Annotated in this window: 22 protein-coding genes; 7 read left to right on the forward strand and 15 right to left on the reverse strand. The window is 59.3% G+C overall.

What is annotated here, in order from left to right; translation table 11 throughout:
- The first annotated feature begins 250 nt into the window (after nt 1-250).
- On the forward strand, nt 251-1,399 hold the full coding sequence (mnmA, locus tag ACFFT4_RS34830) for a tRNA 2-thiouridine(34) synthase MnmA (protein WP_378054505.1): 1,149 nt from the start codon (nt 251-253) through the stop codon (nt 1,397-1,399).
- Between the two features lie 157 nt (nt 1,400-1,556).
- On the opposite strand, the gene ACFFT4_RS34835 is transcribed toward mnmA, so the two are convergent.
- The 3 genes from ACFFT4_RS34835 to ACFFT4_RS34845 all read right to left on the reverse strand — a co-directional run bounded on the left by ACFFT4_RS34835 (nt 1,557) and on the right by ACFFT4_RS34845 (nt 4,232).
- Complete coding sequence (locus ACFFT4_RS34835; protein WP_378054414.1) at nt 1,557-2,300, reverse strand: YebC/PmpR family DNA-binding transcriptional regulator; 744 nt, start codon at nt 2,298-2,300, stop codon at nt 1,557-1,559.
- Between the two features lie 917 nt (nt 2,301-3,217).
- Entirely contained in the window at nt 3,218-3,415 is a 198-nt protein-coding gene (locus ACFFT4_RS34840) for a cold shock domain-containing protein (protein ID WP_378054416.1), read from the reverse strand.
- Between the two features lie 91 nt (nt 3,416-3,506).
- Nucleotides 3,507-4,232, reverse strand: a complete 726-nt coding sequence (locus ACFFT4_RS34845; protein WP_378054418.1) for a class I SAM-dependent methyltransferase — start codon at nt 4,230-4,232, stop codon at nt 3,507-3,509.
- 222 nt (nt 4,233-4,454) lie between these two features.
- On the opposite strand from ACFFT4_RS34845, the gene ACFFT4_RS34850 reads away from it, so the two are divergent.
- From ACFFT4_RS34850 to pepF, 3 genes are all read left to right on the forward strand, one after another.
- Nucleotides 4,455-4,688, forward strand: coding sequence for a hypothetical protein (locus ACFFT4_RS34850; protein ID WP_378054420.1), 234 nt, complete (start codon nt 4,455-4,457; stop codon nt 4,686-4,688).
- Between the two features lie 90 nt (nt 4,689-4,778).
- Nucleotides 4,779-4,958, forward strand: a complete 180-nt coding sequence (locus ACFFT4_RS34855) for a hypothetical protein (protein ID WP_378054422.1) — start codon at nt 4,779-4,781, stop codon at nt 4,956-4,958.
- Between the two features lie 155 nt (nt 4,959-5,113).
- A complete protein-coding gene (gene pepF / locus ACFFT4_RS34860) occupies nt 5,114-6,904 on the forward strand; it encodes an oligoendopeptidase F (protein ID WP_378054508.1) in 1,791 nt (596 codons plus the stop codon).
- Nucleotides 6,905-7,128: 224 nt separating this feature from the next.
- Here the strand turns inward: pepF and ACFFT4_RS34865 are convergent, their stop codons facing one another.
- The 8 genes from ACFFT4_RS34865 to ACFFT4_RS34900 all read right to left on the reverse strand — a co-directional run bounded on the left by ACFFT4_RS34865 (nt 7,129) and on the right by ACFFT4_RS34900 (nt 16,773).
- Nucleotides 7,129-7,632: a DNA-deoxyinosine glycosylase gene (locus tag ACFFT4_RS34865; protein WP_378054424.1), complete on the reverse strand. Its 504-nt coding sequence runs from the start codon at nt 7,630-7,632 to the stop codon at nt 7,129-7,131.
- A gap of 155 nt (nt 7,633-7,787) precedes the next feature.
- Nucleotides 7,788-9,806: a YjhG/YagF family D-xylonate dehydratase gene (locus ACFFT4_RS34870; RefSeq protein WP_378054510.1), complete on the reverse strand. Its 2,019-nt coding sequence runs from the start codon at nt 9,804-9,806 to the stop codon at nt 7,788-7,790.
- A gap of 65 nt (nt 9,807-9,871) precedes the next feature.
- On the reverse strand, nt 9,872-11,335 hold the full coding sequence (gucD, locus tag ACFFT4_RS34875) for an alpha-ketoglutaric semialdehyde dehydrogenase GucD (RefSeq protein ID WP_378054426.1): 1,464 nt from the start codon (nt 11,333-11,335) through the stop codon (nt 9,872-9,874).
- A gap of 39 nt (nt 11,336-11,374) precedes the next feature.
- Entirely contained in the window at nt 11,375-12,262 is an 888-nt protein-coding gene (locus tag ACFFT4_RS34880) for a fumarylacetoacetate hydrolase family protein (protein ID WP_378054428.1), read from the reverse strand.
- Between the two features lie 182 nt (nt 12,263-12,444).
- A complete protein-coding gene (locus ACFFT4_RS34885; RefSeq protein WP_378054430.1) occupies nt 12,445-13,203 on the reverse strand; it encodes an IclR family transcriptional regulator in 759 nt (252 codons plus the stop codon).
- Nucleotides 13,204-13,583: 380 nt separating this feature from the next.
- On the reverse strand, nt 13,584-14,414 hold the full coding sequence (locus ACFFT4_RS34890) for a carbohydrate ABC transporter permease (RefSeq protein ID WP_378054432.1): 831 nt from the start codon (nt 14,412-14,414) through the stop codon (nt 13,584-13,586).
- Nucleotides 14,414-15,295 (reverse strand): carbohydrate ABC transporter permease, encoded by an 882-nt coding sequence (locus tag ACFFT4_RS34895; RefSeq protein WP_378054434.1) that lies wholly within the window; start codon nt 15,293-15,295, stop codon nt 14,414-14,416. Before ACFFT4_RS34895 ends, ACFFT4_RS34890 begins: the two co-directional genes overlap by 1 nt.
- A gap of 77 nt (nt 15,296-15,372) precedes the next feature.
- Nucleotides 15,373-16,773 carry an extracellular solute-binding protein gene (locus ACFFT4_RS34900; RefSeq protein WP_378054436.1) on the reverse strand — a complete coding sequence of 467 codons (1,401 nt, stop codon included), beginning with the start codon at nt 16,771-16,773 and terminating at the stop codon, nt 15,373-15,375.
- Nucleotides 16,774-17,019: 246 nt separating this feature from the next.
- Between ACFFT4_RS34900 and ACFFT4_RS34905 the strand changes: the two genes are divergently transcribed.
- The 3 genes from ACFFT4_RS34905 (at nt 17,020) to ACFFT4_RS34915 (ending at nt 20,066) form a co-directional block, all read left to right on the forward strand.
- The gene (locus ACFFT4_RS34905) at nt 17,020-17,739 is read left to right on the forward strand and encodes an MBL fold metallo-hydrolase (protein ID WP_378054438.1); all 720 of its coding nucleotides are present in this window, start codon (nt 17,020-17,022) and stop codon (nt 17,737-17,739) included.
- The gene (locus tag ACFFT4_RS34910) at nt 17,736-18,299 is read left to right on the forward strand and encodes a TetR-like C-terminal domain-containing protein (protein WP_378054440.1); all 564 of its coding nucleotides are present in this window, start codon (nt 17,736-17,738) and stop codon (nt 18,297-18,299) included. Before ACFFT4_RS34905 ends, ACFFT4_RS34910 begins: the two co-directional genes overlap by 4 nt.
- Nucleotides 18,300-18,917: 618 nt before the next feature.
- Complete coding sequence (locus ACFFT4_RS34915) at nt 18,918-20,066, forward strand: HD-GYP domain-containing protein (RefSeq protein ID WP_378054442.1); 1,149 nt, start codon at nt 18,918-18,920, stop codon at nt 20,064-20,066.
- Between the two features lie 68 nt (nt 20,067-20,134).
- On the opposite strand, the gene ACFFT4_RS34920 is transcribed toward ACFFT4_RS34915, so the two are convergent.
- From ACFFT4_RS34920 to nagZ, 4 genes are all read right to left on the reverse strand, one after another.
- Nucleotides 20,135-20,800 carry a fumarylacetoacetate hydrolase family protein gene (locus ACFFT4_RS34920; protein ID WP_378054444.1) on the reverse strand — a complete coding sequence of 222 codons (666 nt, stop codon included), beginning with the start codon at nt 20,798-20,800 and terminating at the stop codon, nt 20,135-20,137.
- A 1-nt stretch (nt 20,801) separates the two neighbouring features.
- Nucleotides 20,802-21,638 (reverse strand): glycerophosphodiester phosphodiesterase, encoded by an 837-nt coding sequence (locus tag ACFFT4_RS34925; RefSeq protein WP_378054446.1) that lies wholly within the window; start codon nt 21,636-21,638, stop codon nt 20,802-20,804.
- Nucleotides 21,622-22,905, reverse strand: a complete 1,284-nt coding sequence (locus tag ACFFT4_RS34930; protein WP_378054448.1) for a CapA family protein — start codon at nt 22,903-22,905, stop codon at nt 21,622-21,624. Before ACFFT4_RS34930 ends, ACFFT4_RS34925 begins: the two co-directional genes overlap by 17 nt.
- 99 nt (nt 22,906-23,004) lie before the next feature.
- Nucleotides 23,005-24,600 carry a beta-N-acetylhexosaminidase gene (nagZ, locus tag ACFFT4_RS34935; RefSeq protein WP_378054450.1) on the reverse strand — a complete coding sequence of 532 codons (1,596 nt, stop codon included), beginning with the start codon at nt 24,598-24,600 and terminating at the stop codon, nt 23,005-23,007.
- Nucleotides 24,601-24,872: the final 272 nt, after the last annotated feature.

Genomic DNA, 24,872 nt, shown 5'->3' on the forward strand with positions numbered 1-24,872 from the left:
TGCTTTCTTGCCGTCAGCATAGATTAAATTCGCTTGAGTCCGGTTCTTATAGACCCGGCTTTATTGCGATTGTTGGAATAGAGGGTATCCCCATAATACATATATGTTATCATAACTATTCTCTTTTTGGGCAAAAAAAACGCAACCTATTCAGGAAACGACCGGACGATTGTGAGAAATGGCACGGTTTGTGCTAAAATAGATCGAAACCGTATCGCAGCGGCAAGGAGTGATGAAGCGGATGAGCAATATGGAAGCCTATACGGCATCGCTGAAGGCGCGGTTCCCGGACCCGTCCAAGGTGCGCGTCGTCGTCGGCATGTCCGGGGGCGTAGACTCCTCGGTGACCGCGCTGTTGCTGAAAAAGCAAGGCTTCGAGGTGGTCGGAGTATTCATGAAAAATTGGGACGATACCGACGAGTTCGGCGTCTGCACGGCGGAGGAAGACGCGGAAGACGTGCGGCGGGTGTGCAACCAGATCGGAATCCCCTATTATACCGTTAATTTCGAGAAAGAATATTACGATAAAGTGTTCGAGTATTTTCTGGCCGAATATCGGGCGGGCCGGACGCCCAACCCGGACGTCATGTGCAACCGCGAGATCAAGTTCGGCGAGTTTCTGCAAAAGGCGCTCGAGCTTGGCGCCGACGCGATCGCGACCGGGCACTACGCGAGACTCGAGCTGCGGGACGGCGAATACGAGCTGCTCCGGGGCGTCGACGCGAACAAGGATCAAACCTACTTCCTGCATGCGCTCAATCAGCAGCAGTTGTCGCGCGCCATGTTCCCGATCGGACATCTGCAGAAGCCCGACGTTCGCAAGATCGCCGAAGAGGCCGGACTCGCCACCGCCAAGAAGAAGGACAGCACCGGCGTCTGCTTTATCGGCGAGCGCAATTTCAAGGAGTTTCTGAGCCAGTACCTGCCCGCCAAACCGGGCAATATGGTCGATATCGTCAGCGGAGAGGTCAAGGGGCGCCACGACGGGCTGATGTACTATACGCTCGGCCAGCGGCAAGGCCTCGGCATCGGCGGCTCCGGCACCGGCGAGCCCTGGTTCGTGGCCAGCAAAGATTTGGAGACGAACACGCTGTACGTCGTTCAGGGAGACGCCCATCACAGCCTCTATTCGGTAGGCTTGACCGCCGCCGGCGTCAACTGGATCAGTCCGGACGAGCCGTCCGGCCCTGTCCGCTGCACGGCCAAATTCCGCTACCGCCAGCCGGATCAAGGCGTCACGCTGACGCCGATGGACGGCGGAACGTACAAGGTGGAATTCGACGCGCCGCAGAAAGCTGTCACGCCGGGACAAGCGGTCGTCTTCTATGACGGCGAAGTCTGCCTGGGCGGCGGTACGATCGATCGGGTCCATATGCTGGAGCCCGCCGGCGCCAAGTGATTCGCGACGTTCAGCTGCGCAAAAAAAGAGGCCGGGAGGCCTCTTTTTTTAGTGATTCGGAAAACTGTTCTGAATCATCTCCGACAAAAACGCGGTTCTGCGTCCGGAGGACGCCGAAGACGTTATTGTCCGGCGGGACTGCTGTCGCCGCAGGACGTTAGCCGAGGCGGCTCATTTCCTCGTCGCTGATCTCGAAGTTGTGGTACACGTCCTGCACGTCGTCGTTATCCTCGAACGCGTCCATCATCTTCATCAGCTTCTCGGCGTTCTCGCCCTCTGCGGCCACCGTATTTTGCGGCAGCCAGCGAACGCTCGCCGTCTCGAACTTGTAGCCGGCTTCTTCCAGCTTGGTCTTCACCGCTTCGTAGTCCTCGGTTGCGGTCAGCACCTCGTAGCTCTCTTCGCTGACGACCACGTCTTCCGCTCCCGCCTCCAACGCTTCCATCATAAAGCTGTCCTCGTCCGGAGAGTCGTCCTCGCGGGCGATCACGAGCAGCCCCTTGTGATCGAACATGTAGGATACGCAGCCCGATTCGCCCAGATTTCCGCCGCGTTTGCCGAAAATCGCCCGAACGTCCGAAGCGGTCCGATTGCGATTGTCCGTCAAACACTTCACCATGATGGCTACGCCGCCGGGGCCGTACCCTTCGTACATAATTTCCTCGTAGTCGTCCCCGTCCGCGGCTCCCGCCGCTTTCTTGAGCGCTCTTTCAATATTGTCGGCCGGCATCTGGATTGCGCGCGCGCTGGCGATGGCGGTCCTGAGCCCGTAATTGGCTTCGGGATTCGGGCCGCCTCTGCGCGCCTGCACGTAAATTTCACGCGCCAGCTTCACGAAACGATTGTTTTTCGCCTGGTCCGCCTTGCCTTTGCGATCGGCGAACAGCTTGAATTTTGGCATAACTTTGTACCCCCGGGGAACATAAGTATCGATAAAAATCACCCAATAATTTTACCACTTTATCCGCCATGCGGTCAAAGGGGTGCGACGGCCGAACATTCAAAGCGCCGCCAACACCGAAAACTCGTGCGTTTGCATCCGCTCATCTTGACTAATGTCCTCTCGCCTTCTCTCCGTTTGCCTAGACTATATCCCTCTCTTCACCCTCTCGCCGCCTAGACGTACATCCCTCGCCCCTTACCATCCGCCTGTTCCGCTGGACTTGATCCGCTTGCCTTTACTAATATTCTTTCGTCATGCACCCGTTCGCCGGATCTCTTGAAGGCTTGATGTAAGCAACTTCTATAAAATTTTCTCCACCGTCTATTGTGCCCGTTGAAGCGCCATTCTGCGATTTTTCCGAGGCTTCGCTATTCGAATCTCGTTTGAGAAAATCAATGTAAGTTGTTGGATGTGCATGCATTTTAGCAAGTCGGGAGTTTCTTGAGAGGAGGATAGCAGACTTTGTCGCCCATCTCAGGTCAGACAGCAGACTTTCCGAGAGAGATAATCGATTTTGTAGAACATCGTCCGCCGTTTAAGCGGAATTAAGAGACCGATACTCGATTCCTTAGAACATCGTCCGCCGTTTGAGCGGAATTAAGGGGCCAATACTCGATTCCTTAGAACATCGTCCGCCGTTTGAGCGGAATTAAGGGGCCAATACTCGATTCCTTAGAACATCGCCTGCCACGCAAGGTATTTCCTAACACGGATAACCGATTTTGTAGAACATCAAGGTCCGGCGGCAGGTCCAACGTTTACCTATGTACACCGGCGGCGCCCCAGAGACAGAAAAAAGCAAAACCCCCGGCGGATCACCAGGGGCTTTGCTGCTGGGTCGTGATATGAGAAGCAAGTCCGCTCGCAAGCGCGACTTACAGTTTAACCACGTTGGACGCTTGAGGACCGCGATTTCCTTCGGTAATTTCGAACTCGACTTCTTGACCTTCATCCAAAGTTTTGAAGCCTTCGCCTTGGATTGCAGAGAAGTGAACGAATACGTCGTTGCCGTCTTCTACGGAAATAAAACCGTATCCTTTTTCTGCGTTAAACCATTTTACTGTTCCTCTCAAATGAAAAACCTCCTAAAATCTCGCCGTAAGTCGGCGAATACGATGATTATACCCGAAATTACCCTTTTCTGCAATATATTCAAACCGCTCTTTAGCCCGTTCCGTCCGCCTTTTTGACCAGTCGCAGCAGCGGACTGCGAACCGGCGTAAAAGGCAGGCCCGTCGGCAAAAACTCATGCTCGGCCGCGCTCTCGAGCGCCCCGATCAACCCATCCAGAAACGGATAGGGCTCCCACTTTAACGAGACGAGCGGATAGATTCTGAGCTCGCCGCCGGGACGAAGCACGCGAAGGAGCTCCCGCACCGCGGCCGTATGAAATTCCTCGCCGAAAGCATCGGCATACAGGAACAGAAAATGGCTGCACAAAACCAATTCGAACGTATTATCCGCAAATGGCAGATCGGGCAGAGCCGCCGCAAAATAGCGGGTTCGCGAATCTTCCTTGCGGAAGTCCTCTGCGAACAGCGCCATGGAGCGCTCCCTGATCTCGCGCTGGCGCTCCGGAGAGCCGTAGTAGCTCCAATCGTAGCTGGCGGCCAGCGAAGCGATTTTGGCCGACGCGATTTCGATCTCCCTGTACCCCGTCGTCACGATTTCCTCCACATTGCCCTCATAGAAAGGATCGGCGGCCAGCGCCTTAATCCCTCTCGCATGCAGCTGGGCGGTGAAGGAGGAAGCTCCTCCCGCCACGTCAAGCACCGGCCCTTGCAAATCCGCGGTCTTCAGTCCGAACATGGCGCAATACTCGTCGAACGAACGGCAAGTCGAAGCGACTCCCGTCTGCGGATACGCCGGCAAAGCCTTTTCATTTGTCATCTGATTCCGTTCTCCTCTCGGCTCGTCAATCTCGTCTGGTCTCGTCTGGTCTCGGCTAACTTCCCTCTTCAACCTTCATCCGCCCCGGCGGATTTCACAGTAGACTCCCACAGAATCGCCGGGCTGTCAACCCTTGTTTTTCCAACGTTACGTTGATTTCTCCCCTGATCTCTTCTATGATGGAGAAAAACGGCACAAGCTGCCCTAGTCCAGGAGTGTCCCATGTTCGCTAAGCATACCGTCTATAAACACGACAACTACAATATGCTGACTGTAGAGGTTCAAGGAAAGACGCTGGTCGTCCGCGAAATCTCGGATCAATGGGGCGAGACGTGCCACCGGTTTATCAGCCGTCCGGAAATGATGGATTGGGCCGAAAAACGGTTCCTCCCCGAGGATTTTCCCGATGGCGAAGACGGACTGCGCAACGCGCTGGAGAAGCTGAAAAGCATCTGACTCCGGCAAGCGGCGGCAGTCCCTGTTTAAATGAAAGCAGTACCTGCACGATGGATCAACAGCAACGTTTTGCAAAGGAGTCCGCCGTTCATGAATAACGAAGCCAATCTTATTTTTATTATTTCATCCTTTTGCTTGGCGGTCGTGCTTATCCTGACCCGGGAGCGGATTCCCGAACGCCTGCGGCGTCCGATGGCCCTCATTACGATCGCGCTCGTCCTGTTCGCCTTTTTCCTGATCGTCTATAACTTCTTCATTATGGGCGCCTAGCAAGGGCATACTACTCCGGTAACTTATTCCTTGACCGGAGGCTCGCCATGAAGAAGCTTTTCCTGCCGCTGACCGCATCGGTCGCGGCCCTGTCTTTGCTGTGCACCGCCGTCTCTGCCCAATACGACCCATCTTCCAGGAGGTTGAATATGCCCATGAAACAAGTCGCCGCAAGATCCGAAGTGCCGCAGGAGCACCGTTGGAAGCTCGAGGATCTGTATCCGAACGAGCAAGCCTGGGATGCCGAATACAGCCAGGTCAAGAAGCTGACCGGAGAGATTGCCGGCTATCAGGGCAAACTGCGGGACGCGGACGCCATCGCCCGCTGCTTCGCGCTCGACGACGAGATTTCTTTGCTCACCGAACGGCTCTACGTGTACGCGAACATGCGCCATCACGAAGACATGGCGGAGGGGAAGTACCAGGCCCTGTCCGATAAAACCAAAAAGCTCGGCGTGGAAGTCGGCGAAGCGACGTCGTTCATCACGCCGGAAATTCTCAGCCTGTCCGAACAGCAGTTGACCGACTTGATCGCCGATCCGTCCTTGGCCAAATATAAGCGCTCGCTGGAAGAGATGCTCCGGCAGAAGCCGCACACGCTCTCCAAGAGCGAAGAGGCGCTGCTCGCCCAAGTCGGCAACGTTTCGCAGGCGCCGAGCACGATTTTCGGGATGCTGAACAATGCCGATCTGAAATTCCCGAAGGTGAAAAACGAGCAAGGCGAAGAAGTCGAGCTGACCCATGGCCGTTACATACAGTTTCTGGAGAGCAAAAACCGGGACGTCAGACGGGACGCCTTCAAAGCGATGTACGAGACGTACGGCAAATGGCGCAACACGCTGGCCGCCACCTTGAACGCCAACGTCACGAAAAACCTGTTTTACGCCAAAGCCCGGAATTATCCTTCCGCCCTGGAAATGTCGCTGTTCGGGGACAACGTGCCGCAATCGGTCTACGACAACCTGATCTCGACCATCCACGAGTTTTTGCCGCTTATGCACCGCTACATGGACCTGCGCAAGAAGCTGCTTAAGCTGGACGAGTTGCATATGTACGACTTGTTCGCTCCGCTCGTCGAGGAGTTCGATCTGAACATCACTTACGAGGATGCGAAGAAAACGGTGTACGACAGCCTGGCGCCGCTCGGCGACAATTATCGCAAAGTGCTGCAGGAGGGCTTCGACGGCGGCTGGATCGATATCTACGAAAACCAGGGCAAGCGCAGCGGCGCGTACAGCTGGGGCGCCTACGGCACGCACCCGTACGTGCTGCTCAACCATAACGACAACCTGAACAGCATGTTCACGCTCACGCACGAGATGGGCCATGCCCTTCACTCGTACTTCTCGGACGAGAGCAACGAGTACCGAGACGCGCAGTACACGATTTTCCTGGCGGAGGTCGCCTCCACGCTGAACGAAGCGCTGCTGATAAATTATTTGCTGGGCAAGTCAACCGATCCGAAGGAGAAAATGTACCTGCTCACCTATTACGCCGATCAGTTCCGCACGACGGTGTTCCGCCAGACGATGTTCGCGGAGTTCGAGAAAATCATTCATGCGAAGGCGGAGCAGGGCGAGGCGCTGACGCCGCAGGAGCTCAGCTCGATCTACTACGACTTGAACGTGAAGTACTATGGCAAGGATATGGTCGTCGACAAGGATATCGAGATGGAATGGGCGCGCATTCCCCATTTCTACACGAGCTTCTACGTCTTCAAGTACGCGACCGGCTTCTCCGCCGCGACGAGCTTCTCGAAGCAAATTCTCGACGAAGGCCAGCCCGCGGTCGACCGTTATCTCGGCTTCCTGAGAAGCGGGGGCAAAGACTACTCGATCAACATTCTGAAAAAGGCCGGCGTGGATATGTCCTCTCCCGAGCCGATCCGCCAGGCGATGAGCGTATTCGAAGGCCTGATCGAGCAGATGGAACAGCTGACGAAATAATAAAGGGCTGATCTATAAGCGCTTCAAGCTGCTATGTAAAGATAATCGACGCTAAATGTGCAAGGGGTATGTACCTCCTTCCGATGCTATACGCTCCTGAAATGGGAATGATTAACCCGTGATAGGGTGATTTCAGGAGCGTATGAGGCATCTCCAGGAGGTACATACCCCTCTCTTTACATGTCGATTATCTTAAGCAACTCCGCTACAGGTCGGCCCTTTGCTCATATTTCCAGCAGCCGCTTCCAGGCCTCGAGCCGATCGTCCAGCCCCCGGTAATCCCGCGTTGGAATCGGGCTGGTAGAAGGCATTCGCAGCAGCTCCCGCTTGCGCACCTCCGGATGCTCGCCGAAATGCTTGGTCAATTCCGCCAACGATTTCGTCCCGTTGCAGATGATCGTCCGCACGTTCGGATATTCGTCGAGCAGCCCCGGAATGTCGTTGGGGATCGCCTGGCGAATTTCGCTGTCCAGGCTGCCGTTCCTTTCGCAGCTTGCGATCGTATCCCATAGGGCGACGCCGCTGCGAAGCGCGAAGGCAATCCGGTCCTCGTATGCTTCGTCAGGCTCCCTGCCATCCCCGAACAAGGCGTACAAAATCCGCCACATGTAATTGCGGGGGTTCCAATAATAGCGATGCGCCCTCAAGGACGCCGCGCCCGGCATGCTGCCCAGAACCAGCATCCGGCAGCCGGGGTCGATAATCGGCGGGAATGAATGAACGATCACGGTCCGCCCTCCTTCCTGTTCCGATAGTCTCCCCCATTATAAGCCGAATCCCCCGACAATAGCACGTTCGTCCATCGCTTGGCCCGGCTTGCCGTTATTTGGTCCCGGTTTCCGTTGCAGCGCCGCAATTGACATTTCGCGCGTCTCCCGGCCGCTTAATCGGGCCGCCCCTTCCCGTCCTCGGCGCCGCCTTCTTTCCCGCGCTCCGCTTCGAGCGCCCGCATCCCGGCCTGCAGCACGGCGATAATGCGGTCCGCGTCGTAGACGCTGCCGCGCCATAAGCCGCCGCTGGCAGCCTGCAGCGCCGCCCACAGCCGCGTATCGTCGGGGAGGCGCGGATCGGGCCGCAGCTCGGGATGAACGTCTCGTTCGGCCAACAGGCGCGCGCCCTCCTCCTTCGTGCAGCGGGCGTCGGCCGTGCCGATGAAATTAACGCTGCCGGACAGGCCGATCGTATCGATCTCAACCTCGATCAGATCGCCGTTTCGCAGCTTGCCGATCGGGCCGCCTGCCAGCCCTTCGGGACCGACATGGCCGATGCAGGCCCCGGTGGAAACGCCGGAGAAGCGCGCGTCCGTGATCAGCGTGACATACTTGCCGAACGGAAGATGCTTGAGCGCCGAGGTCAGTTGATACGTCTCCTCCAGCCCGGACCCGGACGCGCCGCGCCCGGCCAAGACCATTACGTCGCCGGCCTGAACGCCGCCGGCTTTGATCGCCCGAATTGCCTCTTGCTCGCTGGTGTACACTTTGGCCGCTCCGACGTGCCGGTAAACCCCGTCCTCGTCGACTACGGCCGGATCGATCGACGTCGATTTAATTACCGATCCCTCCGGCGCGATGTTGCCGACGGGAAAAGTAACCGTCGAGGTTAACCCCGCCGCCCTGGCCCGGTCCGGGCTCATAATGACCCGATCGGGATCGACGCCGTCCGCCTCACGAAGGCGGCTTCTCAGAGCCTCCCGCCGTTCGGACGCCTCCCACCAGTCGAGCGTCTCGCCGAGCGATACTCCGGACACCGTCCGCGCCGCGGTATCCAGCAACCCGAGCCGGCGCAGATGAAGCATGACTTCAGGCACGCCGCCGGCCATGAAAACGCGCACCGTCGGGTGATGCTCCGGACCGTTGGGAAGCACGCTGACGAGCCTCGGCGTCAGCCGATTCACCTCGGCCCAGTCGGCAGCCGTCGGCACGCGCAGCCCCGCCGCATGGGCAATGGCCGGAATATGAAGCAGCAGATTGGTCGAGCCGCCGAACGCGGCGTGCACGACCATCGCGTTGCGGATCGCGCTGTCGGTGACAATGTCCGCGGTCTTCCATCCGCGGGCCGCCATCCGCATGGCGGCTCGCGCCGACTGGCGGCCGATTTCCAGCCAGATCGGCTGGCCGGACGGCGCGAGGGCGGCATGCGGCACCGTCATGCCGAGCGCCTCCGCCACCACCTGCGACGTGGCCGCCGTGCCGAGAAATTGGCAGCCTCCGCCCGGCGTGGCGCAGGCCCGGCAGCCCAGATCGGCCGCCTCCTGCAGGCTGATCTCGCCTTGCGCGTAACGCGCGCCGATCGTCTGCACCTTGCCGGCGTCCTCGCCCGTCGTAGGCGGAAGAGTGACGCCGCCCGGCACGATTATGCCGGGCAGGCCGGGCAGCCCGGCAATTGCCGTCATCATCGCCGGCAGCCCCTTGTCGCAGGTCGCGACGCCGAGCACGCCGCTGGCGGTCGGCAGCGAGCGGGCCAGCCGTCGCAGCACGATCGCCGCGTCGTTGCGGTACGGGAGCGAATCGAACATGCCGGCGGTGCCCTGCGAGCGGCCGTCGCACGGATCGCTGACATAGCCGGCAAACGGAACCGCTCCCTCGGCCGTCAGCTCCATTGCGGCCTCCTTCGCCAGCAAGCCGATCTCCCAGTGACCGGTATGATAGCCGAGCGCCAGCGGCGTTCCGTCGTCGCGGCGCAGCCCTCCTTGCGTGCTGAGCAGCAGAAACTGCTTGCCGCCCAATCTGCCGGGATTCCACCCCATTCCGACGTTCTGGCTGAGTCCGAACAAATCCCCGCTCGGCGCCTCGCGCAGCAGCTCGTCGGTCAGCGGAAGCGAGCCTGCCGGGCCGGCGGCATGCGTGGCGACTTCATACAATCGCTCGCCGTCCGCTCCCATCAGCTGCGCCAGCTCCGACATCGGATCATGGACATCCCGCTTCGATTCGCCTCGATTTTCCCGATTCCCCGTCTCCATCGCTTCGCCTATCCTTTCACGAACACCGTTTTGATCGAGGTGAAAAACTCGATCGCCGCCTGTCCCTGCTCCCTGGAATGCGAGCTGGACTGCTTCATGCCGCCGAACGGAGCCTGCAGCTCCACGCCCGCCGTCTCCGCGTTCACGCGCACCATCCCCGCTTCCATATCGCGGACGAAGGCCAGCATGCGCCCGATATCGCGCGTATACACCGAAGCGCTCAAGCCGAAGTCGCTGTCGTTCGCCGCCTCGACCGCCGCTTCGAAGGACGGCGCGCGCACGAGCGCCAGCACCGGTCCGAATATTTCCTCGCGGAAGATCGTCATGTCGCGGGCGACATGCTCGAACACGGTCGGCTGCACGTAGTACCCGTCGGCCAGCGTCCCCTCCGGAGGCTGCTCGCCGCCGAGCAGCAGGCTCGCGCCCTCCTGCACGCCCTTGCGGATATAGGACAGCACGGTCTCCCGCTGACGGTCGCTGGCGCACGGCCCCAGCCACGTGTCCGGCTCCATGCCGTCTCCGACCTTGAGCTCGCGCACTTTGGCCAGCAGCTTGTCGCGGAAGGCGTCGTATACGTCGTCGACGACAATGACGCGGCTGGTCGCGGTGCACTTCTGACCCGTCGACTTGAGCCCGCCGCTGATCGTCGCGTCGACCGCCAAATCCAGATCGGCGTCCTCGGCTACGAGGATCGGGTTTTTGCCCCCCATCTCCAGCTGATACTTCGCTCCTCTGGCGAACGCCGCCATGCCGACCTTCTTGCCGACGGCGTTGGAGCCCGTGAACGTAATCCCGTTCACGCCGGGATGCTCGGCCAGCGCCTCGCCGATCACCGCGCCGCTGCCGCAAATGACGTTCAGGACGCCCGCGGGCAAGCCCGCTTCGGCGAAGCATTCCGCCAGCTTAAGCGCGGTCGCTCCGGTCTCCCTGGCCGGCTTGAGCACGACGGTGTTGCCGTATACGAGCGCCGGAGCGGCTTTCCAGATCGGGATCGCGACCGGGAAATTCCACGGCGCGATCACCCCGACGACGCCGAGCGGCGCTCTCGTCGTGAACATCAGCGCCTCGCCGTCCGACGACGGAATCACATCCCCGACCTTGCGCATGCCTTCGCCCGCGTAATAGCGCAGAATCGCCGCGCCGCGCGCCGTCTCCCCTTTGGCTTCGGGCAGCGTCTTGCCCATCTCCCGCGTCATCGTCTCCGCGATCTCGTCCAGCCGCCGCTCGACGATCGCCGCCGTCCGGTAGAGCAAATCCCCGCGCGCCGTTCCCGACATGCCCCTCCACGCCGGCAGCGCCTTCCGCGCGGCCGCCACGGCCGCATCCACGTCCGGCTTGCCCGACTGCGGCAAATACGCGACAACCTCCCGGCGATTGGCGGGATTAACCCCCGGCGATTGCTCGCCGCTCAGCGCCGGCTTCCATTGTCCGTCGATGTAGTTGTGATAAATTTTTCCGAGTTCGATTCCCATTCGATTTCCTCTCCTTTGTCGTTGGTTGCGTCCCGAATTCTAGCGAATCGGATTGCTGAGCGTCCCGATCCCGCTGATGGAGATGTCGACGCGATCGCCGCTGCGCAGCGTAAAATCGTCCGGAGGAACGATCCCGGTTCCGGTCAACAGCACGGTGCCGTCATAAAGATCGTTGTCGCGCAGCAGCCAGGCGGTCAGCTCCTCGAACCGTCTCTTCAATTGGCGGGTGCTGACCGCGCCTTCCACGACGGGTTTGCCATCCCGGACAATCGCGCAGGCAATGTCGAGCGCGTACGGGTCCGACACCGCTTCCGCCAGACGGATCGCCGGACCGATCGAGCACGAGCGGCGCCATACTTTGGCCTGCGGCAAATACAGCGGATTCTCGCCTTCGATGTCACGCGAGCTCATATCGTTGCCGATCGTATAACCGACAATCGTACCCTGTTTATCAAGCACCAGCCCCAGCTCCGGCTCCGGCACCTGCCAGCCGGAATCGCTGCGCAGACACAGCTCCTCTCCGGGCGCCACCGTCCGCAGCGGCCCCGACTTCAGGAACAGCTCGGGCCGGTCGGCGTCGTACACTTTGTCGTAAAAGGTTCCGGCAGCCGGTCCGTCCGCGGCGCTCCCCGACTCGCGGGCCACCTCGTAATTGCGCGCCTGACGGCTGCGCTCGTAGGTGACGCCGGCCGCCCATATTTCCTGCGCCTTGATCGGAAGCCCCAACTCCAGCTCCTCCAGGCTTCGGCCCAGCGGAGCGCTCTCTGAAATCCGCCGCTCGACCCACTCCAGCGTGCTCGCTCCCTCTTCTCTCGCCTCATGGACAAGCGCCATAAAATCGGGCTGCGGGAGCGCAAACACCTCCCCTTCGTCCGTAACCGCCGCCAGCCGTTCGGCTCCCGTCTCGCGAAACGCGATAATCCGCATGTGTGCTCTCCCTTTCCGTCAATTCGTTTTATATTATAAAACCAAGTTCTGAAAAATGACCACAAAAACGCACGTATGATCATTTCCGCGGTGGACCGCCATCGTTCCTCAATAATACCTTTCGCGCCGGAAGCCGCAAGCTTTGCCGCTTGAACCTTTGCCTCCGGCCCGCCTTCACCTTTTTATCCCGAGTAGCCCAGGCTGCGCGAGACGGACTGCGTCATGGCCAGCAGCTGCTCGCGATAAGCGCGCAGCGCTTCGTCGTCCACGCCGGATACAAGCGTCGACAAGCTGACCGCAGCCGCAAGCTGTCCCGCGTGATCGAACACCGGAGCCGCAACACAGCGTACGCCCGCCTCGTTCTCCTGATCGTCAATCGCGTAACCGTTCGTCAGGACGCGGCTCAGCTCCTCCAGGAACGCTTCCCTGCCGACAATCGTGTTCGGCGTATGCGGATCGTAGGAATAGTCGGCAAGCAATTCGTCCTGCTTCGCCTTCGGCTGGTAAGCCGCCAGCACTTTGCCCACGGCGCTGCAGTGCAGCGGAACGGTGCGTCCCAGATAGGAATACCGAATCGCCGCCCGTTCGCCCTCGATTTTGTCGATGTACACGCCCTCGCGGCCGCTCAGCACGACCAGGTGCGTCGTCTGTCCGGTGGAGGCCGACAAAGCCGAAAGATGCGGTCTGGCCACCGTCCGGATGTCGATCCCCTGCAGCAGCAGCTGCCCTTTCTCGACGAGCTTCAGACCAAGCCTGTACTTGCCGCTGTCCGCATCCTGCGCGATGTAGCCGTGGTGCATCAGCGTTTTCAGCAGCGAATGAACCGTGCTCTTGTGAAGGGAAATCCGCGAGCTGATTTCCGTAATTTTCAATTCCGTCGTATACTCGTCGAACAGATCGATAATGCGCAAAGCGCGGTCTACAGCTTGAATAATCGGCATCGGCTTTCCTCTCAAAAGAAACTGTTTTACATTATAAAACACAGTTTCCGTTTTGCGTTGTTTTAATCATAACCCAGCGTTTTTCAAAAGACAACCGCTTTCTTCCGTTCCTCCAATTGTAAAAAGGGCTTGCCCCATAAGCAAAGTTGCTTGAGTAATCGATAGAAAAAGTAAGGGACTGCCCCTAAGTCAGGTCGTACAAGAGGATCGGGGAAAAAGAAGAAGCATCTATCTCCTGGAGACTGCCTCACACGTTCCTGAAATGACCCTGTGACGGGTTTACCCCTTCAAAATTTCAGGATCGTATAGCGACTGACATCATTCCATCGATCCTCGTTCTGTACGACTGTTTGTACTTTGGGGGCAGCCCCTGCCCCGAATCAACCTTTAACGCTGCCGGCCGTCAGCCCCTCGATAATCGTCCGCTGCAGAAACGCGTAGATGACGATAATGGGAGCGACGCTGATGACGACGCCCGTAAAAACGAGCGGGTAGCTGGTCTGGAAAGCGTCGCGGAAGCCGACCATCCCCGTGGGCAGCGTCTTCAGCGCGTCTTTGCTGATAAAGAAATTGGCCAGCAGGTATTCGTTCCAGTTGCCGAGCAGATTGATGATGAAGACGGTCACGAGCGCCGGCATCGTCAGCGGCAGGATGATCAGGAAGAACGAACGAATGACGCCGAGTCCGTCCACGATCGCCGCCTCCTCCATCTCCGACGGGATCGCCTTCATGAACGCCACGATCAACAGCACGCTGAACGGCAGAGCGCCGGCCGTGTAGGGCAAATACAGCGCCCAGTGCGTGTCCAGCAGGCCCAGCTTCTGAATCAGAATGTACTGGGAGATGAACAGCACGTTGCCGGGAATGAGCATGCCAAGCAGGATAAATTGGTAGATCGCTTTGCTGGTCCGGTGCATCCTCATGCGCGCGATCGCATACGCCGTCGCCGCCGCGATCAAGATGGCCGACACGGCGGCCGTTACGGACAGATAGGCGCTGTTGAAAAAGTATTTGCTGATTTTGGCCTGGTTCCACGCATCGGCGTAATTATCGAACGCCATCTGAACCGGAAAGCCGAACGGCGACGTGACGATCTGGTCGTTCGTATCCTTCAAGGAGGAAAAAAGGACGAATACGAACGGGAACAAAATAACGACGACGTATACGAGCAGCACCAGATGGGGCGAAAGTTTTTTTATGATCCTCGGCATCAGTACTCGATCCTTTCCTGCCGTCTGGCAAATACGATTTGGTAGATCGCCGTGAGCAGCAGCGCGATCGCGAAGATCATAATCGAAAGGGCCGTACCGTAGCCGTATTGACCGAATTTGATCGCCTTGTTGACCATATAGGACGCCATAACCTCCGTCGCGCCCGCGGGGCCGCCGTTCGTCATGACAAGCACGATGTCGACGACGCGCATCGCGCCGGCGATGGAAAGCATGATCACCACGGATATAACGGGCATAATGAGCGGCGTCGTAATCCGGTAAGCTCTCTGCAGGCCCGTAGCCCCGTCGATCGACGCCGCTTCGTTGATTTCCTTCGGAATAGCCAGGATGGCCGCAAGCACAAGCACGATGTAGAAGCCCATCCATTGCCAGGCATTCGTAACGAGAATGGACAGCATCGCCCACTTCGTATCGGACAACCAGTAGATCGGCTCGATGCCGAACCAGCTTAACAGGGTGTTGAACATCCCGATGCTCGGATGGTACATAAAGCCCCACAAAATCCCGATAATCGAGGTCGACAGAATGGACGGCAGGAATACCGTCGTCTTGTAGAAGCCTTGCAGGCGTTTCACTCCGCTGATGAGCAGCGAGAACATCACGATTAAAGGCACTTGCACGAAAATCGAGAAGAGAATGAAATACATGTTGTTTTTGACGGAAATCCAGAAATCCTCGTCGTTAAAAGCTTTAACGAAGTTATCGAGACCGGTGTACTTGGCCGGCGTTAAGCCGTCCCAGTTCGTCAGCCCGTAGAAAACCGACTGCAGAACCGGGTAGACAAAGAACAAGCCGTACAACCCGAGCGTCGGCAGGACGAAGAGCAGGTATACGTATGGATTTCTCAGCGTTTTGTTCATGGTTCCCCCACCCTATGACGCGAGCGAGGCGCCGCCCACCGGAGCGGACGGCACCTCGTCGTCGGCGCTATTCTTGACTATTGCAATGTGGCCAATTCCGCGTCCATCGCCTTCTGGATTTCCTCGGCCACCTTTTCCGGAGTGGCTTTGCCGGCGATCAGGTTCTGGATTTGTTTCTCGAATTCGCCGTTTACCGTGCCGGGCACAAGGGAATCGAAGTGCGGGAACACTGTGCCCGCGGCGGCGTTCGTCGCCAGCACCTGCTGCATAATCGGATTGTCGGAGGCCAGCTTGGAAGCGTCCACCTTCATCGAAGGCAGCACGCCGTCCTCCTGGAAGCCGCGAATTTGGTACTCTTCCGTATACAGGTTTTTGATGAACGATTTGATCGCCGCTTTTTCGTTGTCGTTCACGTCCGCGGAGAAGCCGTAGCCGTTGTTTTGATTGTAGTTGACCGCGGTTTGGTCGCCTTTGCCGCCGGGCACGGCGGGCATTGCGAAGTAGCCGACCTTGTCGTTCAGCGCGCCGCCGACGCCGTCCGCGTTAAACGTCGAGATTCTCCACGTGCCGTCGAACAGGAAGCCCGCCTTGCCGGCGACGAACTCGTTCGTCTGGCCCGTGTAATCGATGCCGAGCTCGCCCTTCGTGAAGTAGCCTTTGTCTACCCATTCTTTGTACTTCGCCAGAGCGGCCACGACTTCCGGCTCCGTCATTTTGCGCGAACCGTCGGCGACGCCAGCCTGGATATCTTCGCCCGCGTAACGCGGAATCAGCGTGTTGAGCAGCATAAACGGCACCCACGCGGCCTGCGATCCCATTGCGATCGGCGTAATGCCTTTGCCTTTAAGCGTCTCGAACGCCGCTTCCAGCTCCTCGAGCGTCTTCGGAACCGCGATTCCGTTGGCGGAAAGAATGTCCGTGTTGTAGAACCAGCCTTCGGAGCCGGCGCCGATCGGCAGCCCGTATATTTTGCCGTCCACGACAAACGTCGAGTAATCCGTGAATTGATCCTTGATTCCGAGCTCGTCGAGGATCGGGGTCAGGTCGAGCAGCTTGTTGGCGCGGGCGTATTTCTGACCGTCGCCGGGGCCGCCGAACAGGTCGAAAATTTTCGGAGGGTTGCCCGCGGCCATCTCGGCCGGAAGCTTCGTCCAGCGGTTAAAGCTGTCCTCGACGGCGTCCATTTCGAAGTTGGCTCCCGGTACTTCGGCCTCGGCTTTCTGCACGACTTCGTCGAGAATCGCTTTACGGAATTTTTGCAATTCGCCGATCTGAATGTGACGCAAGGAAATGTCGAATCTTTCGACAGGCGCCGGAGAAGGCGACTCGCTTGGGCTTGGATTCGAGCTGGCGCTCGGACTTGCGGCCGGGGACGCCGATGGAGATGCGCTGCCGTCCTTGTCGCCGCCGCCGCACGCGCTCAATACCGAGGACAACATCAACACCGAGGCCGTTATCGTAACCAGTTTCTTCTTCAACTTAGACCCTCCCAAAAGGAATGTGGTTTTATGCTTGCACCCTTATTGTAAGTTCGTTTCTTGCCAAAGTAAGGGAGTCAAACGGCTAACTCGGGGATAAGATTGTATTGCTTCGTTTGGAGATATTTTCCCCCTCATTCGACGATTGCGTCCTTGCCGACAGGAGCGTTTAAAACATCCCCCTTTGACAAAACTAATTACATTAGTTAAAATACAAATATAATTAGTTCATAAGGGAGATGCGCGATGAATAAAACAACTTGGGGAATCGTTACCCAGCTCATATTTATGCCCCGTCTTTTCCCGCTTAACAGCTATCTTGTCGAGGAGTCGGACGGCCTGACGCTTATCGACGCCTGCATGCCTTTCACGGGCAAAAAGCTCCATGCCGCAATCCGGGCGACCGGCAAGCCGTTAACCCGCATTTTGCTGACTCACGCCCACGAAGACCATATCGGCGCCGTGCCTTACCTCAAATCGGTCTATCCCGAAGCGCGCATCGGCATTTCCCGCAGAGACGCCGCGCTCCTGCGCGGGAACCGCAGTCTGCTGCCGCATGAAGCGCAAAGCCCGGTGAAGGGCGGAGTTCCGAAGCAAACGCCGTTCGAGCCCGACTTTCTTTTCGACGACGGAGAACGAATCGGCTCGCTGCTCGCGATCGCCTCCCCCGGCCATACGCCCGGGCACTTCTGTTTCCTGGAGCCCGAGAGCAAAGCTTTAATCGCGGGAGACGCTTTCCAAACGAAGGGCGGCCTGGCCGTATCCGGCCATCTGAAATGGGCTTTTCCGTTCCCGGCAATGGCGACCTGGCACGCTCCGACGGCGATCGCAAGCGCGTCGAAGATGCTCGAGCTGCGTCCGAACGTACTCGCCGTCGGTCACGGACCCGCGCTGCTCCAGCCTGCGAGCGCGATCGAGAAAGCCATCGAAGATGCTCGAGCCGCGTTAAGGAGGCATGCCGGATGAGAGCGGGAATCAAACCGGAGACGGTTGTCGCCGCGGCCGCGGATATCGCCGACCGCGACGGATGGGATCGGATTTCTCTGGCCGGCGTGGCCGGCGCCCTCGGCATCCGCACGCCCTCTCTCTACAATCACGTAGAGGGGCTGCCCGACCTGCGCCAGAAGCTGGCCTCGCACGCCCTCGCGCTGCTCGATGAACGGCTTCACGACGCCGCCATCGGCTACTCGGGCAGACAGGCGTTCGTCGAGGTCGGCCGCAGCTATGTGCAATTCGTGCGGGAGCATCCCGGCCTCTACGAAGCGGTCAATCGCGTCGTCTCCCCCAAACCGGACGCGTTCGAGCAAGCTTCCGACCGCATCCTGACTTTGTTCGCCCGATTGATGCAGCCCTTGGGCGTTCCGGAGAACGAGGCGGTTCACGCCATCCGCGGTTTGCGCGCCATGGTGCACGGCTTCGCGTCGCTGGAATCGGTGGGCGGCTTTCAGATGAAGCAGGATTTAATGGAAAGCCTGTCCAAATCGATTACCTATTATATCGATGGATTAAGCGCCGGACATAAGTAAGCGCCAGGGGCAATAAGCTATCAATCACCATCATCAGCAACACTGTCAATTCGAGCCCTATTCGAGCCCCCGATGTGCAATTCTTTGGAGTAACGCCCCACGTTTCATGCCTATTAGAGCGACGATATACGATTTCTTAGAACATCACCCGCCGTCTGAGCGAAATTTTGAGGGAGATGCTCGATTTCTTAGAACATTGCCCGCCGTCTCAGCGGATTTGCGAGGGAGATGCTCGATTTCTTAGAACATTGCCCGCCGTTTCAGCGGATTTGCGAGGGAAATGCTCGATTTCTTAGAACATTGCCCGCCGTTTCAGCGGATTTGCGAGGGAGATGCTCGATTTCTTAGAACATTGCCCGCCGTCTGAGCGGAATTCCGAGGGAGATGCTCGATTTCTTAGAACATTGCCCGCCGTCTGAGCGGAATTCCGAGGGAGATGCTCGATTTCTTAGAACATTGCCCGCGCGCCGTTGTCTATCGACTGTTGCAAGCCACTCTGCTTGGAGGAATGTTAGGATAAAGTTGGAGGAATGCAGTTTTTCGTTTTTTTCGAAATCGGCAGGATTCGACAATAATTTAACGAATTATGGAAGGGGGCAGTTTAAGGAGTGACATCGCATGTATCAAAAAGAGTGGAGTCCGGAGGATCTGCTGCGGATCATCTTCGATTATACGGCTAAAATCGCGAGCGACCGGCAATTAAAGGCCGTGCTCGTGCATATGGCCGACATGGGGCGCGAACTGATTCTATCCGACAGATGCACGGTATGGCTGATCGACGAAGAGAAGCGAGAGCTGTACACGACGGTGGCTCACGGCGTCGATGAAATTCGCGTTCCGTACGGCACCGGCTTCGTCGGCAGCTCGATCGTGTCCGGCGAACCGATCATTATCGAAGACGCGTATCGGGACGCCAGGCATAACGCGGAGAACGACCGGGCGACCGGCTATCGCACGAAATCGGTCATCACGGTCCCGTTCCGCAACAACGACGGGGAAATTATCGGCGCGTATCAGGCGATTAACAAGCTTACCGAAGTCGGCTATTTTACCGAACGCGATCTGGAGCTGCTCTCCCTCGCCGCCTCGTACGCGGGCAAATCTCTCGAATCGGTCATGCTGCATCAGGAAATTCTCGACACGCAGCGCGAGATCATCGCCAAAATGGGCGAGGTCGGCGAAATCCGTTCGCGGGAAACCGCCAATCACGTAAAGCGGGTAGCCGAATATTCCTATGCGCTCGCGATCGCGCTCGGCCTGAGCCCGGCGGAGGCCGAGCTGCTGCGGACCGCCTCCCCGATGCACGACATCGGCAAGGTCGCCATTCCCGACGCCATTCTGAACAAGCCCGGCAAGCTGACGCCGGAGGAATACGAGATGATCAAACGGCATACCGACATCGGCTATCGGCTGCTCAACGGGTCCAGACGGGAGCTTCTGCGGGCGGCGGCCATCGTGGCCGAGCAGCACCACGAGAAATGGGACGGCAGCGGGTATCCCGCCGGCCGGAAAGGCGAGGAGATTCATATTTTCGGCCGGATAACGGCAGCGGCCGACGTGTTCGACGCGTTGAGCACGGAGAGAGTGTACAAGAAGGCGTGGCCGACCGAGCGAATCGTCGATTTCTTCCGCGAGGAGCGGGGAAAACATTTCGACCCCCGGATCGTGGACGCCTTCTTCGCCATTCTGCCGCAGCTAACGGCCATCCGCGAGCAATTGTCGGACAACGACGGAGAGACCGAGCTTTTTCCTTCGCCCCGGGATTAGCGTCCATGTCGGGCGCGCTACCGCAGAGGAGCCCTTCGGCCATATTGGCCGCGGGCTCCTCTTTTGATTTACCGGGCGATTCGCGCGACGAAGCTGCCGACGGATTCCCCGTTCCACCTCGCGTCCAGCAGATCCCCGTCGCTCAGGGCGCCGACTCCCGCGGGCGTGCCGGTAAACAGCAGGTCCCCCGGGCCCAGCCCGTAATGAAGCGCGACGAAGTCGGCCAGCGTCTGCAGGTCGAACACCATGTCGCGAACGCTGCCGCGCTGAACCTCCTGATCGTTAATCCGCAAGCCGAAGTCGCCCGACTTCAGCGCCTCCTCCCCCGGATACGCCAGCCAACGTCCGAGAACGGCGGAATTGCGGAAGCCTTTGGCCGCAAGCCACGGATGGCCCTTCGCCTTCAGCTTGTCCTGCACCTCCCGCAAAGTCAGATCCAGCCCGACGGTAAACGCGGACGCCAGATCGTCGAAGCGAATTCCCGCTTCGTAAGGCCGCCCGATCGCGAACACGAGCTCCGCTTCGTAATGGAGACTTCCCTGCGTGCCGGGAAAGCGCAATTCGCCTCCGGTCATCTCCGCCGCGGCATGCGTCGGCTTCGTGAAGAGCATCGGGCTCGTCGGAACCTCGTTGCCCAGCTCGGCGGCATGCAGCCGATAGTTGCGTCCGACACAGTAAATGTTGCGCAAGCTCGTTCTGTCCAACGTTGTCTTGAAGTCGTCAAGATCGCTCATATCAACGCTTCCCTTCGACCGCCGCGAGCCAGCGGTCCGGATAATTCGTGCACAATTGGAAAGCCTCCGGCCGGTTCGCCAATCTTCTTAGGTCGGAGGGCGAATTGACCGTCCATGCGTTAACGACGACGGACGCTTGCGCGGCTTGCTCGAGCAGCTTCTCGTTCATATGGCGAAAACCGATCGACAAGTAAGTGCAATCGAGCGCCAGAAGCCGTTCGATCAGATCGGCAGGGTTGTCGTCAATGATCAGACCGATTGCGAGCGTCGGAGAATATTTGCGAACGGCGCGCAAAATCGCGGGCTGAAACGACGTAACGATATGCTCGGCTTCCGCTCCCCGCGAACGAATGACCTCCACCGTTCGCAGGGCAAGACGGTCGTAATCGGCATCGTCGCCCTTCAGCTCGATGTTTAATCTGCATTTGCCCGCAGCCAGATCGAGCACCTGCTCCAGCGCGGGAACGCCCTCCGCCGAATAGGAAGCGTTCAGCCAGCTGCCCGCGTCCAAATTCCCCAGCTGCTCCGCGGTGTAATCGATCACCCGGCCTTTGCCGTTCGTCGTGCGTTCCAGCTTGCCGTCGTGGATCACGACCGGCACGTCGTCCTTGGACAGATGCACGTCCAGCTCCATCCACTTCACGTGCGGATAATCCAGCGCAAGCTTGAAAGCGGCCATCGTGTTCTCGGGAGCTTGGCCGGAGAATCCGCGATGCGCGACGCACGGATGCAGCCGCGCCTTCGATTGCTTATCCATAACGCCCCTTCTTCCGAGAAAATGAAATCTGAAGGGTACGTTGCGCAGCCCCTTCGTAAAGCTTTTAATTCCGTGCCACAATAGCGCCGTCCTCCCCGACCGAAGCTCCGATGGACAAGGCCGACAGCCTCGCCAGCAGGTCTTTGCCTTCCGCGTCTTCCATGGGCGCCGGCTGCGAATTCGTCGCGAACATCGGCGTAAACGACAAGGAGCAGTCCCCGTCTTTGCCGCACTTGGCGTTCAAAATGCCAGTCTCCGAAGAGCGCACGCTGGTCGTGGAAAAGACGAAGTTGCCCAGGCTGTACGCGATCCATTTGCCCTTGTAACTCTCGAAGCCCTGCAGCACATGAGGATGGCTGCCAATGACCAGATCCGCTCCCGCGTCGACGAAACGATGGGCCAGGTCGGTCTGATGCGGAACCTGCTTGTCGTTCCGCTCTTCGCCCCAGTGAGCCATCACCACAACGATGTCGGCATTTTTTTTCGCCTCTTCGATCGCGGCGACGGCGCGGGTCGGCGAATACGCCTCCGCGACTCCCGGAACGTTCCTGTCGGCCTTCCACTCCACGACCGGAACGACCCGGGTGACGCTGATGAACGCCACGCTCGTTCCGTTGACCTCTATGTATGAGGGCTCGAACGCTTCCTTGTCGTCGTTGCCCGAGCCGGCATGCTTCAGACCCGCGTCGTCCAGCGCGTCCATCGTGTCGCTTAAGCCCTGCCAGCCGTAATCCAGCGTATGGTTGTTGGCGAGCGACAGAAAATCGAAGCCGGCGTCCTTCACCGCGTCCAGCGCTTCGACGGTTCCGCGGAACACGAACTGCTTGTCCTCCGCCGGAGTGCCGCGCACCGTAATCGGAGTTTCGAGGTTGCCGGCCGCGATATCCGCCGCCTCCAGCAGCGCTTTCGCCTCGCGAAAAGGATAATCGTAGCCGTTGCTCTTCATCAGCTCCAGCACTCTGGCCGCCGGCAAAATATCGCCGACGAACGCGAGCGACACCCGGTCTCCCTCCCCGTCGTTCCCCGGTTCCCCCGACGGCTCCGAAGACGCCTCCTGCGAGGGCAGCGCCGTCCCGTCCGCATCGCCGTCGTCCGTGGCCGCGGCCGACGGTCCCGAGTCCGGCTCTTCCGTTCCCGGCTTGTTCGTTCCCGCCGCCCCGGACGGAGCCTGGGACCCGGACGGCGGCGACGCTTCGCCCGTTCCTCCTTCGTTCGCCTTCCAGATGGCGAACGCGGCAAAAGCGATGCAGACGAGCAGAAAACCGTTGACGGCGAGCAGCAATTTCGTCTTCCCGCGGCGTCTCGCCTTCCTCTCGTGATGCGTTTTCGCTCGCGAATAGGTAGTCACGTAACCCGTCCTCCTTCCTTGCCCGTAATTATACAACATGGACAATAAAAAAACGATTTTTCCCGCCAAGGTTTGGGAAAAATCGTTGCGCCGATCGCTTTAATCCTTTGCGGGCACCGGGGCGTAATCGCCGATCGTCACCGGCTGCCGCCCCCTGGCCGGAAGCTCGCCGGACAACACGCGCGCCAGCGCGGTCATCATCGCCGGCTTGTTCTCGTACGTGCACAGGTAGACCGGAGCCTCGGGCGCGGCCAGCAGATCGTATGGCGTCCGGGCCGCGACCCAGACGAACGAACCGTCCGCGGCCGAGCTCAGCTCGCGGATCAACCCGGCTTGACGAGCCGAGAAAGCCGCGTCGTACGAGACGAATACGACGCGCCGCCCCGCGCTTGCCGCCTTCCGTACGGCGGCCGCTTCCTCCTCCGTCGGATCGGTGCCGATCCGCAGCTCCTCCACGTCGTAGCCCTCTGCGCTCAGCGCCTTTCCCAGCGTCCGCTCCTGCGGAATGACCTCGATCACCTCGGTGCGCGACAGAGGCTCCGCCCAGACGATAACCGTCCTGCCGGCCTTCGGCAGCGGCAAATGCCGCCCGCCCTTGACGACGGTCACCGCCGCTTCGCATAACTCTCTCTGCACCTCCCCGGCTCTCTCGCGATCCGCCCGCGGCAGCACGCCGCCGAACAAGCCCTGCGCCCGCTTCAGGCTCCAGATCCGGCTTGCGGCCTCATCGATGCGGTCCTCGGAAATTTCTCCGGTCATGACCGCTTCCAGCACCGCTTCGAGAGCGGCTGTCTGCCTGGAGGCCCTGTGGCTGACGAGAATCAGATCGGCCCCGGCTTTGATCGCCTCGACCGCCCCGCGCGCCACGCCGATCGTCTCGGAAATCGCGTTCATCTCCAGGCAGTCCGTCACAATAACGCCTTCGAAGCCCAGCTGCTTGCGGAGCAGCCCCGTCAAAATCCGCTTCGAGAGCGTCGCCGGAATCGCTGGGTCGGGCTCGAACGCCGGAAATACGACATGCGCCGTCATAATCGCGTCCGCCTTGCGCTCGATCGCATGTCGGAACGGGTACAACTCCACCTCGTTCAAGCGTTCCGCGCCATGCGGGACGAGCGGCAGCGCATGATGCGAATCGACCGCCGTATCGCCGTGTCCCGGAAAATGCTTGGCCACGGCCGCGACTCCGCCTTCCTTATAGCCTTGAATAGCCGCGAAGCCCAGCTCCGCCACCCTCCGCGGAGCTTCCCCGTAGGATCTCACCCCGATCACCGGGTTTTGCGGATTGTTGTTCACGTCCAGGCAGGGCACGAAATTCATGTTGATTCCGAGCTCGCGCAGCTCCGCTCCGGACAGCCTGGCCGCTTCGCGGGTCAGCGCTTCGTTGTCCGCCGCGCCCTGGGCCATCCCTCCCGGCATGACCGTGACGCCTTCCTCCAGACGGACGACCATTCCGCCTTCCTGATCGATCGCGATGAACAGCGGATGCTCGGAGGCCGCCTGCAGCCTGGCCGACAGCTCCCGGACCTGCGCGGCTTCCCGCAGGTTGCGCCGGAAATAGATAATGCCTCCCAGCCCGTAATCCCGAATCAGCCGTTCAATCTCCTTCGTCGGCTCCGTCCCGTCGAAGCCGCACATGAACAGCTGTCCGATCTTTTGCTTAAGCGTAAGCCCGGCAAAGCTCTCGTTCGTCGTCATCGTTGTCTCTCCTCGTATAGTATTTCTTGAAGGCAGTTACGAGCCAATTCCCAGTCCCCTAGGGGACTGGGGGCCGCCCTCAAAATTTCCAGTGAATCGTTCTTTGAAAATTGAAAAAGGGACTGGACTTTCCGGCATGCCTCCGGACAATGGAACTTAGGGTCCATTCGGGGCAATTCGTATCTCTCCTGTAGCGCGTCTACATCTTAAGTCTGTTTCTCCGGTACGCGTTTGAGCTTCTGACCCGCTGGCCGTTCCCTTCGGCAACCCAT

Origin of the sequence: Cohnella cellulosilytica (genome assembly GCF_042431195.1) — a bacterium.
Classification (GTDB): Bacteria; Bacillota; Bacilli; order Paenibacillales; family Paenibacillaceae; genus Cohnella; species Cohnella cellulosilytica.